This is a genomic window from Sporomusa sp. (genome assembly GCF_035561255.1).
Classification (GTDB): Bacteria; Bacillota; Negativicutes; order Sporomusales; family Sporomusaceae; genus Sporomusa.
In genome coordinates, this window is record NZ_DATMXX010000352.1 from 1 (window position 1) to 9,921 (window position 9,921).

General features: G+C 46.9%; 9 protein-coding genes. 1 reads left to right on the forward strand and 8 read right to left on the reverse strand.

Annotation, left to right across the window (positions count from 1 at the left end; genetic code table 11):
- Positions 1–189: 189 nt before the first annotated feature.
- The 6 genes from VN379_RS19980 to VN379_RS20005 form a co-directional block, all read right to left on the reverse strand.
- Positions 190–1,806 (reverse strand): CTP synthase, encoded by a 1,617-nt coding sequence (locus VN379_RS19980; protein ID WP_325537104.1) that lies wholly within the window; start codon positions 1,804–1,806, stop codon positions 190–192.
- Between the two features lie 94 nt (positions 1,807–1,900).
- Complete coding sequence (gene rpoE / locus VN379_RS19985; protein WP_325537106.1) at positions 1,901–2,329, reverse strand: DNA-directed RNA polymerase subunit delta; 429 nt, start codon at positions 2,327–2,329, stop codon at positions 1,901–1,903.
- Positions 2,330–2,520: 191 nt separating this feature from the next.
- Positions 2,521–4,194, reverse strand: coding sequence for an arginine--tRNA ligase (gene argS / locus VN379_RS19990; RefSeq protein ID WP_325537108.1), 1,674 nt, complete (start codon positions 4,192–4,194; stop codon positions 2,521–2,523).
- Positions 4,184–4,663, reverse strand: coding sequence for a DUF1934 domain-containing protein (locus VN379_RS19995; protein WP_325537110.1), 480 nt, complete (start codon positions 4,661–4,663; stop codon positions 4,184–4,186). The genes argS and VN379_RS19995 overlap by 11 nt, the downstream gene beginning before the upstream one ends.
- Positions 4,664–4,983: 320 nt before the next feature.
- The gene (locus VN379_RS20000; RefSeq protein WP_325537111.1) at positions 4,984–6,021 is read right to left on the reverse strand and encodes a SpoIID/LytB domain-containing protein; all 1,038 of its coding nucleotides are present in this window, start codon (positions 6,019–6,021) and stop codon (positions 4,984–4,986) included.
- Positions 6,022–6,063: 42 nt separating this feature from the next.
- Entirely contained in the window at positions 6,064–6,801 is a 738-nt protein-coding gene (locus VN379_RS20005; protein WP_325537113.1) for a VanW family protein, read from the reverse strand.
- Positions 6,802–6,975: 174 nt separating this feature from the next.
- Between VN379_RS20005 and VN379_RS20010 the strand changes: the two genes are divergently transcribed.
- Entirely contained in the window at positions 6,976–8,469 is a 1,494-nt protein-coding gene (locus tag VN379_RS20010; protein ID WP_325537115.1) for a UDP-N-acetylmuramyl-tripeptide synthetase, read from the forward strand.
- Here VN379_RS20010 and VN379_RS20015 read toward each other — a convergent pair.
- Both VN379_RS20015 and speD read right to left on the reverse strand, forming a co-directional pair.
- Positions 8,427–9,020 (reverse strand): cytochrome b/b6 domain-containing protein, encoded by a 594-nt coding sequence (locus VN379_RS20015; RefSeq protein ID WP_325537117.1) that lies wholly within the window; start codon positions 9,018–9,020, stop codon positions 8,427–8,429. The two genes, VN379_RS20010 and VN379_RS20015, sit on opposite strands and share 43 nt — an antisense overlap.
- A gap of 37 nt (positions 9,021–9,057) precedes the next feature.
- Positions 9,058–9,900, reverse strand: a complete 843-nt coding sequence (speD, locus tag VN379_RS20020) for an adenosylmethionine decarboxylase (RefSeq protein WP_325537119.1) — start codon at positions 9,898–9,900, stop codon at positions 9,058–9,060.
- Positions 9,901–9,921 lie beyond the last annotated feature (21 nt).

Below are 9,921 nucleotides of genomic sequence, written 5' to 3' on the forward strand. Positions count from 1 at the left end.
ATGTCATCTCCTTGTGCTATAACAACGCATTAAAGTTTTGCAGGCGGGTGGTGTGTTGGCAAAAGCGGAAGTCAAGCGCCAGCGGTGAAGCGTTGTCAATGCACCACCCGCCTGCGGCTGCAAACTTCTTTATTGCGGAATGTATAGCTAAAAGAAAACTGTTGGAGGTTATCCAACAGTTTCTTCTGATTATAGCTTACCCTGTTTATTCGCAAGTGATGCTTTGACAAAATCCCTAAATAGAGGATGTGGCGCAGTCGGACGCGACTTAAATTCAGGATGGAATTGAGTCCCGACAAACCAGGGGTGATCCTTTATTTCTACGATTTCGACTAACCGTCCGTTAGGCAACGTACCACTGATACGCAGCCCAGCTGCCGAAAGTTGCTCACGATATGCGTTATTAAATTCAAAGCGGTGACGGTGGCGTTCATAAATAATCTCGTCTTGATAGGCTTCATAGGTAAGCGTGTTTTCAGTCACCTTACAGGGATAAACACCAAGGCGCATTGTGCCGCCTTTATCTTCAATTGCCATCTGTTCCGGCATAAGGTCAATCACCGGATGCGGGGTATCAGGGTTAAATTCTGAACTGTGGGCATCAGTCAACCCACAGACATTACGGGCAAATTCAATAACAGCCGACTGCATACCAAGACACAGACCAAAAAATGGAACCTTGTTTTCCCGGGCATAGCGGATCGCTTTCAGCTTGCCCTCCACACCCCGGTCGCCAAAACCACCTGGTACTAAAATCCCATCAACGCCCCCCAGATATGCGGACAGGTCAGCATGCTCATCCTCAATATCCTCGGCATTAATCCACTTTATCTCAATGGCTGAATCATTGGCAATGCCACCGTGCCGTAAGGCCTCAGATACGCTCATATAGGCATCCTGCAGCGCAACATATTTACCGACAATCGCAATGCGTACACTATGCGACGGATGAACAATCTTGTCCACCATCTGCTGCCAATCAGTCATGTCAGCACCGGTGTCCTCAATATTTAGTTTCTCCAGGGCAATGCGATCAAGGCCTTCTTTCTCCAGCATAAGTGGTACTTGATAAATACTGGCGGCATTCTTATTCTGAATAACAGCGTCACCGTCAATATCACAAAATAGTGCCAGCTTCTCTTTCATCTCTGGTGAAATCTCATGTTCGGTACGGCACACAATAACATCAGGGTGAATGCCGATACTGCGCAGTTCTTTTACACTATGCTGAGTTGGTTTAGTCTTCAGCTCACCAGCTGCTGAAATATATGGTACAAGCGTAACATGGATATAAAGTACCCCGCCTCGCCCTACTTCCTTCTTGACCTGACGGATAGCCTCGAGAAACGGGAGACTCTCAATATCACCGACGGTGCCGCCGATTTCGGTAATAACAATATCAGCATTGTCTTCCTTGCCGACCCGGTAAATACGGTCTTTTATCTCATTGGTAATATGGGGAATTACCTGGACGGTACTACCCAAATAATCGCCTTTACGTTCTTTGTTGATTACCGACCAATATATCTTGCCGGCTGTAACGTTTGAGCTTTTGCTCAGGTTAATATCGATAAACCGTTCATAATGACCAAGATCCAGGTCGGTCTCACCACCATCTTCAGTTACGAAAACCTCACCGTGCTGATACGGGCTCATGGTGCCTGGATCAAAGTTGATGTACGGGTCAAACTTCTGAATGGTAACTTTGAGCCCGCGGCTTTTCAGCAGGCGCCCCAGCGATGCCGCAGTAATCCCCTTACCAAGCGAAGACACTACACCGCCGGTCACAAAAATATATTTAGCCATAAAAAAATATCCTCCTACTACTTTCCCACAATTAGCTGTCTTAACAAAGCTAGTTTTACCAACTCTTTAATGTTTTTATCCGATAGCTAACCGGTTAGTTGGTTTCCAACTCTTCTTCGTCTTCTTCAATCTCTGTCTCATCTTCAATCAAATCAGCCGGCTCTTCAGTTAGGCCGGCATCCTCAGAATCAAAATCCTGCTGAATGGCGGCTAACAGTTTCTCTCGCCGCACATCATCTTGTCGGGCTGCAGCCGTTTCCTCTGTTTCACGAAGGCTAATTCGTTGTGGCGACCATTCGGTCAGTCCCCAGGTACTTTTGCCAGTATGGACAAACCGGCTGTCCAAATTAATCTGGGTATGAATCTCTGCAATAATATGTGCCGGCGGGCGAATGGTACTGCCCTTTGCGGCCACTACCTTGTCAATTAACTCCCGGTAATATAACGGATGGCCTGCTGTCTTTAGGATTTGGTACGCTAAGCTGACTTCCGCAAAATCATTCTTTGATATATTATTTGCCATAATTTTTACCTCCGCACTTAACAATCCGCTGCTATCCAAGAGCAAAACACCACTCATACCACCGTTTTTTTAAGCGGCACCGTGAATATTGCTAAGCTCTGGACTCATTTAGTTAGGCCGCACAAGGCACAACACTACCACCGCTTGCGGCAAGTTTCACTTTATATTCAACATACAGAGGCAAATTCCTGCTACATTTTTTCCGGAGCAGCTACTCCCAGAATCTTTAGCGACTGCCTGATTGTTGACCTTACAGCTGTCACAAGTGCTATCCGGGCAATCTGTAGTTGGGGTTCAACCCCCATAATCCGGCATTGGTTATAGAAGGTATGGAACATTCCCGCCAACTCATGTGCATAGCGGGCAATACGGTGCGGCGCCCGATCCAGGGCTGCACTGGCAACTTCTTCAGGAAACTTTGCCATCTTTTTAATCAAGTCAATCTCAATCGGTTCGATCAACACGCTTAGGGAACTATTAGTGATCTGCCTAACTTCAGATACTGCAATTCCAGCTTCGGCAACCTGCCTGAAAATGCTGCAGATACGGGCATGAGCGTACTGGATGTAATAGACCGGATTGTCATTGGAATTGGATTTAGCCAAATCAAGATCAAAGTCCAACTGGCTGTCGATTGAACGCATGATAAAGAAAAAGCGGGCTGCATCTCTGCCGACTTCTTCAATCAGTTCACTTAAAGTAACGCCTTGTCCTGTCCGTTTCGACATTTTAACAAGTTCGCCGTTTTGATACAGGCTAACCATCTGCAAAATAAGAACTTCCAGATTGTCAGGGTTATACCCCATCGCTGCAATCGCTGCTTTAACCCGGCTGATATAGCCGTGATGGTCAGCGCCCCAGATATTGATAACCCGGTTAAAGCCACGGGAAAATTTGTCGCGATGATAGGCAATATCGGCTGCAAGATACGTGGGTATGCCATTGTCGCGGATAACTACCCGGTCCTTGTCATCACCATAGAATGTTGATTTAAGCCACAGCGCCCCATCTTTCTCATACATAGTACCGTTGGCCTTTAAAAATTCGCAAGTCTTAGCTACTGCCTGATTTTGATGGAGGGTACGTTCACTATACCAAACATCAAATGCAACCCCGAATTGTTCCAAATCTTCTTTTAAGCCTGCCAGCTTTTCAACAAGCGCCAGTTCTTTAAATTCAGCCAGGCGTTCAGCCGTCGGCAAAGCCAGATATTTGTCGCCATGATGGTTAATAATTCTTTGAGCGGTATCTATGATATCGCGTCCATGGTAGCCATCTTCCGGGAAATCTGCAGCCTGTCCCAATAGTTCAAGGTAACGGGCATTGACTGAAGCGGCCAGATTATCGATCTGATTGCCGGCATCATTTATATAGAACTCGGCTTCAACCTGATAACCGGCTGCTCTTAAAAGGTTGACCAGTGCACTGCCGACAGCCGCACCCCGGCCATGCCCTACATGCAGAGGTCCAGTGGGGTTGGCGCTGACAAACTCCACTTGAACCCGTTCCCCCTGCCCTGCATTTGTCTGGCCAAAATCATCGCCAGCCGCCAGTATTTTGGTTAGTTCCTGATACAACCAGTCAGACTTTAAATAAAAATTAATAAAACCAGGGCCGGCAATTACAGTCTTTTCCAGCCATGGTGCCTCAAGCCGCTCAACAATCGCTTGAGCAATAACCCGTGGATTAGTTTTGGCCACCTTGGCTGACTGCATAGCAAAATTAGTGGCATAATCGCCAAACTCCTTTTGCGGCGGCACCTCAAGCGCTACGTCCGGCAAATGCAAAGCGGCAAATACGCCGTCCGACATTGCTTTAGCTGCGGCTTGCTCAATTGCAGTAATTAGCTGTTGTTTAATGTCCATTCTTTTTATCCCCCTGTACAATGACGGCAAGCTTATTGGCACTTTGCCACTGTCCGTCAATTTCAAGTTCGTATTCAATGTTTACTCCGCTCACCCAGCTTGTTTCCGGAGTGCGGGTTATGGTCAGCTGAGTTGTCCGCACACCCATTTTGATCGTGCCATATGGTGTAACATAGCAGGACGAGCAACATTTGCCAATACGAAACTCCTGACGCTGTTCCACCCGGCCCCTGCGGACCAGGATAACATAGTCTGGGTATATTTTTAACAGCGTAGTGGCGCCCTCCAAGCCGCTAACCTCAGTTTCCTGATAACTGATATAGTGAACACCGTTCTTCACATGACTACGCCCGTGAGTAAACAGCTCAATTGTATTCTCATCGCCATGAGCGTCTCGCTGACAGCCGGTCACAGTTATCAGCACATGATCAATACCAGTATTGCCGTTTAGCGCCTCTATCAGACTCATTCCTTTCAAGTACCTTAACTATAATATTATAGCGTAGTCGAAAGCAGCTGCCAATATTCCCAGCAAAAAAATCTTAATAAAATTAAAAATAAGACTGCTGCACTAGACCTGCAATGACGAAGGCGGGAATCAACACCGCTGGTCATCACAAAGCTGGAACAGCAATCTTACTAATGTGGCATGATAAAAATGGCGGTGAAATAGCTTGCGCCGCCTGTCCGTGCGTACCAGACAAGCGGCGCATTCCCCGGGAGGTAGCCGCCATACTACCTCGCGTAATTAATGTATGCAAAATCTGAATTAAAATTCACCTTATCTATTTACTTCCATAGTTTTTTTACTTCTGCACCAGGATAGTAATGTTTAATAATATCGGTGGCCTGTTTGCCTTCTTTAGCAAAGGTATAGGCACCCCATTGGCATAAGCCAACGCCATTACCCCAGCCCAGGCCCTTAAAGACAAAATTGCCGCCATCATAAGTCATTTCAGTAACCAACGTTGATTTGAGCCGGTCATAACCGACCGCGCGACGAAAGTCAGAACCGTACATTTTTTTATTACCGGCCCCAATATAGAGAATACGGCCGGAGGGGCCTTTTTCTAAAATACGGATATCGCCCGGATTGCCGTTATAGCCGATAGCTGCTGCAACCTGCGAGGCCGGAATTTTAACAGTCCATGATTGGATATTCGCAGGCGCATACTCGAAACAATTGTCTGGAACAGGCTGAAAATAAGGTGTTGGGTGATCAATCTCTTTGGGAAAGCTTTCTTCCCGGGTTGCACCAATCTGACCATTACAAGAACTATAGATTGCATTAACAAGACCACCTGCGTACAGCAGGATCTCTCCGCGCGTACTCTTGACAGCTTGGCGCACACTATTGTTAACTTTTTGCGGTGCATAAGCCTGAAGTTCGTCTTTGGAAGTGCTAACATCAGCATTATGCAATCTCTTAATTGTACCTGCCTGGATGGCACTCATTGTCAGCGTCCGCGAAGCAATCGCCTGAGCGGCTAACGCTTCCATTGGCCAATCGGGCTCCATCTCCTGGGCAATAACACCTTCAATGTATGTTTCCAGGGCCATAGTAGTGACATACCCCTTATCAGCCAGATAAACCCTGATCTGGGGCTCACTAGTATATTTCGAAACATCAAAAGCCGGTACGCCTGGAATTGGCTGAGGCACAGGCGTTGTCTGATTAGATATCGGAGTCGGTGCCGGAGTTGGTACTTGCTCGGTTGGCGACGGCTCAGGTTTTGGGGCGGGAGGCTTGAGTAGTGTATATGCTCCCGTAATGAATAAAAATACTGTTGCTACGACTAGTGCGGTATTTAATGTTGTTTTTTTCATGCGCTCCCACCTCACAATTAGTATGTCAGATCAGACTCCGGCTTATGCGTCAGGCAACGCCCACAAATCAACAGTTAGTTGGGAGCTTTCGTCGTGAATAAAAACCCGGGTTAGCAGCCGCCAGCGGGTAGTATTAATAAACCGGAGATCTTTATCGGTGTAAGTTGCAGCATCTTTGCCTGGTGGTACGTAGGCGACCGGTCGAGAATGGGGATGCCGTTCGGTCACGCTAAGCTCACCAGCTAATGCAGCATTATAGATAGTAGATGATACCTGGCACATGCCACCACCCAGCCCTTGTTCCTCCTCCCCTCTGTCACCAAAGATAATGGCAGGCTGAAAACCGCGGGCCTCAGTCGGTTCACCGGTTACCTGGTTGAATGAGAATTCCTGCCCTGGAGCAATTAAGGTGTTATTGACCAGCTTAGCTGTAAGCCGGATGTTAGTAAGCCGTCCGGGACTCTTGTCCAGGATGGGAGTAGTAAAAGTACCTATCAGGTGCGAACGCGCCAAAACATCGCGGGTTATCTCTGGTAAAAAAGACTGATAAACCGGTGTAACAATACTGCCAGCTTGAGCAGCCAACAGTTCATTCAAAGTCGCTGAAATCTCAATCCTCTGACCCGGTCTTTCAGGGATCACGCTGCCAGTCACAGGGTTAAAACCAGCATTTACTGCCGATACATCTTTGGCGCTGGCCAAAGTTGTTAAAATTTTTCCGGCTTCCTGAGCAGACAAACCACCTACTGCCTGTCCTTCAATATGTACCCCTTCTGCCACAAGCTTATCTTCCGGTTTGGGAGCCGGAGGGATTAGAGGCCAACCAAAGCTTAAGAAAAGCCCGACACTAAACAGCATTAATAAAAATAGCAATTTACCCTTAATCAGGACTCACCTCCTGCCAGTAATGTGAATACCTTGGAGTATCATGTTTGCTGGTAAGGGGGAAGTGGTATGCAGGCCCTTTGTGAACTTGCTGCTAGAGCCACAGGAATTACCTGCCACTCGGATAAAGTAAAGCCAGGCTGTGTTTTTGTCGCTATCCGCGGCCGCCTAGTGGACGGAAACTTATTTGCACAAACGGCGGCCGACAAAGGAGCACTGGCTATTGTCACCGACTACCCGGAACACTTGCCATCGCTTTTGATTCCGGTTATTGCCGTACCGGAAGCCAGACTGGCGCTAGCTGAGCTGGCAGCCGCCTTTTATGGCAACCCGTCACATAAGCTTAATCTCATTGGCATCACCGGCTCAAATGGAAAAACCACCATTGCCTGCATGTTAGAACATATTTTTTCGCAAGCTGGCTGCTCCACCGGACTCATTGGCACAATTCGTATCAATACCGGAAGAGTTTCTTTTCCCAGTACCCTGACAACACCTGATGCTGTAAGCATTCACAAATACCTTGCACAAATGGTTGAGAACAAAGTGACCCATGCGGCGATGGAGGTTTCAGCTCAGGGTGTTGACATGCATCGCGTGGCCCATGTCCGTTTTACAGCAGGACTTCTTAGTAATATTTGCGCCGATCATCTTGATTTCCACGGTAGTTTTGCCAGGTATCTAGCCGCTAAAACCATGTTCTTAGATTTGCTTGGCCCGGCAACACCGCTGATTGTTAATATTGACGACCCTTATTGCCAAGCAATCGCCCACCATTTTTCCGGCCATCAGATTACCGTAGGCTTTGACAGTCAGGCTGACGTCTTAGCCCGGGTTACGCAGGTTACCGCGTATGGCAGCTTATTTATCCTGGAAATAACTAAGCCGCTGACCACGGCCAACGGTCAATCATTGCCAATTTCCAGACACGCCTTCGGGTTGTCCATTCCTGGACACCATAACATTGAGAATGCGCTGCTTGCAGCGACTACAGCCCTTATCCAGGGTATCGAACCCGAGGTCATCGCTGGTGCGCTAGCCAACTTCAGGGGAGTTGATCGACGAATGAATGTATTCCACACTGCTGGTTTAACCATTGTCGATGATACCGCCCTAAATCCCGGCAGTCTTAATGCGGTCTTTGATACCATTACAGCATTTCGTTATAACCGGCTATTTGTCGTCAACGCTATCCGCGGCCATCGTGGTCCGGCGATTAATGCGGCCAATGCCGCTACAATCGCCAGCAGGAGACGTATATTGCCGTTTCAGCTTGTCATTACCGCCAGCACCGACCAGGTAAGTCAGGCGGATACTGTAACAGACGAGGAGCGCCGAGCCTTTTTGTCCACACTTAACACCCTGAAAGTCTGTTATACCTATAACAATACCCTGTCTAAAGCGATTAGAACCGTGCTAAGTGACGCAACACCTGGTGATTTGATTGTACTCATCGGTGCCCAGGGCATGGATACTGGCCGGCAAGTGCTGTCAACATTAGTAAACGCGGCAGAAGCCGCTCACTCTCCGTCATCCAGCCCCTTAGGCTCTTTCTGGATATAGCCGGAAAACATGGCCTGAAGTTTAGCTGGGTCTTCAGTAAAGACTAAGTATAAATGCAGCGGGATAGTCGCCAGAAAAAACATAGTAACAGCATAAAAAATGATCCTACTGCCCATAAGTCCGCCTAATGGTCTGCTTAGCCAGGAGGCATACTCCGGCAACAAGTGCGGCAAAGCTGCGAGGCCTGATAACAAAATGGCCAATCCCCAAGTCGTAATTAGCGCTTTTTGCCCGGGGTTATAGCGTCCATAGTTCGGGTGGTTTTCGGTGATAAACAGCGAATACCGGAAAAAGCTGCGTAAATTAGCAATATCGCGCGGTGTAAATAATACTTCCGTGTATTTACCGGTAACAATATAATAGTAGATCTGTCCTAATAGATTCAACATCAGGATTATCCCGGCTATGCTGTGCGTTTTGCGCACTAAGCCATAAGACAGACCACCCCAGGGGTCATGCAGATACAGCCCGGTAATCACTAAATACGTAACAGCAAAAAACATAACCCAATGAAAAATTCGAACAGCCAGAGGTTGTAATAGTAGTTTCATAAAATTAAAATCCCCCATCCGGGGGATTTTAATGTATCTATAATTTAAGATTCACTTTGGGAATATTTTTACCATAAAATATTTCAGCCATTTCTTTTTTGAGACGCTGTTTAATTTTTTTCTTTTCGCCGACCAGCAATTCTTTTTTGGCTGTACCAAACAAATAGTTATCAAGATCAAACTCCTTCAGCAGCATCTTGGTGTGAAAGATATTTTCCTGATAAACATTGACATCGATCATTTGGTACAAGTCCCGGTTGTCACTGGAAATATAGTTTTGAATCGAGTTTATCTTATGGTCAATAAAGAACTTTTTACCGTTTACGTCACGGGTAAAACCGCGCACCCTGTAATCAATGGCTGCGATATCCGGGCGAAAGGTATTAATTAAAAAATTGAGCGCCTTCAGTGGCGAAATCTGGCCGCAGGTAGACACATCAATATCAGCCCGGAAGGTACTAATTCCCTCATCTGGATGGCTTTCAGGATACGTATGCACAGTGATATGGCTTTTATCCAAATGACAGACAACGGCATCAGGCATCGGTTCATTGAGTTCACACTCACCGCAGTCCTCATGATCTACAGGTTCACCAGGCTGGTTGACCGGCTCTTCTGAGATCAGCATAGTAACACTGGCCCCCTGAGGGTCATAGTCCTGCTTGGCAATGTTTAAGATATTGGCCCCAATCATATTAGCCACTTCTGTAAGGATATTAGTCAGCCGTTCAGCGCTATATTCCTCATCAATGTACTCTATATATGAGTGGCGGTGCTGCGGGGTTTTCGCATAACAGATATCATACATATTAAAACTAACTGTTTTGGTGAGATTATTAAATCCGTAGAGCTTTAACTTTTTAATTGATTTAATTTCCATCTTACTTGTCCTTCTCCTCAC

Coding starts and splice junctions, on each gene's coding strand:
- VN379_RS19980 (WP_325537104.1), bottom strand. CDS start 1,806: ATGGCTAAATATATTTTTGTGACCGGCGGTGTAGTGTCTTCGCTTGGT.
- rpoE (WP_325537106.1), bottom strand. CDS start 2,329: ATGGCAAATAATATATCAAAGAATGATTTTGCGGAAGTCAGCTTAGCG.
- argS (WP_325537108.1), bottom strand. CDS start 4,194: ATGGACATTAAACAACAGCTAATTACTGCAATTGAGCAAGCCGCAGCT.
- VN379_RS19995 (WP_325537110.1), bottom strand. CDS start 4,663: ATGAGTCTGATAGAGGCGCTAAACGGCAATACTGGTATTGATCATGTG.
- VN379_RS20000 (WP_325537111.1), bottom strand. CDS start 6,021: ATGAAAAAAACAACATTAAATACCGCACTAGTCGTAGCAACAGTATTT.
- VN379_RS20010 (WP_325537115.1), top strand. CDS start 6,976: ATGCAGGCCCTTTGTGAACTTGCTGCTAGAGCCACAGGAATTACCTGC.
- VN379_RS20015 (WP_325537117.1), bottom strand. CDS start 9,020: ATGAAACTACTATTACAACCTCTGGCTGTTCGAATTTTTCATTGGGTT.
- speD (WP_325537119.1), bottom strand. CDS start 9,900: ATGGAAATTAAATCAATTAAAAAGTTAAAGCTCTACGGATTTAATAAT.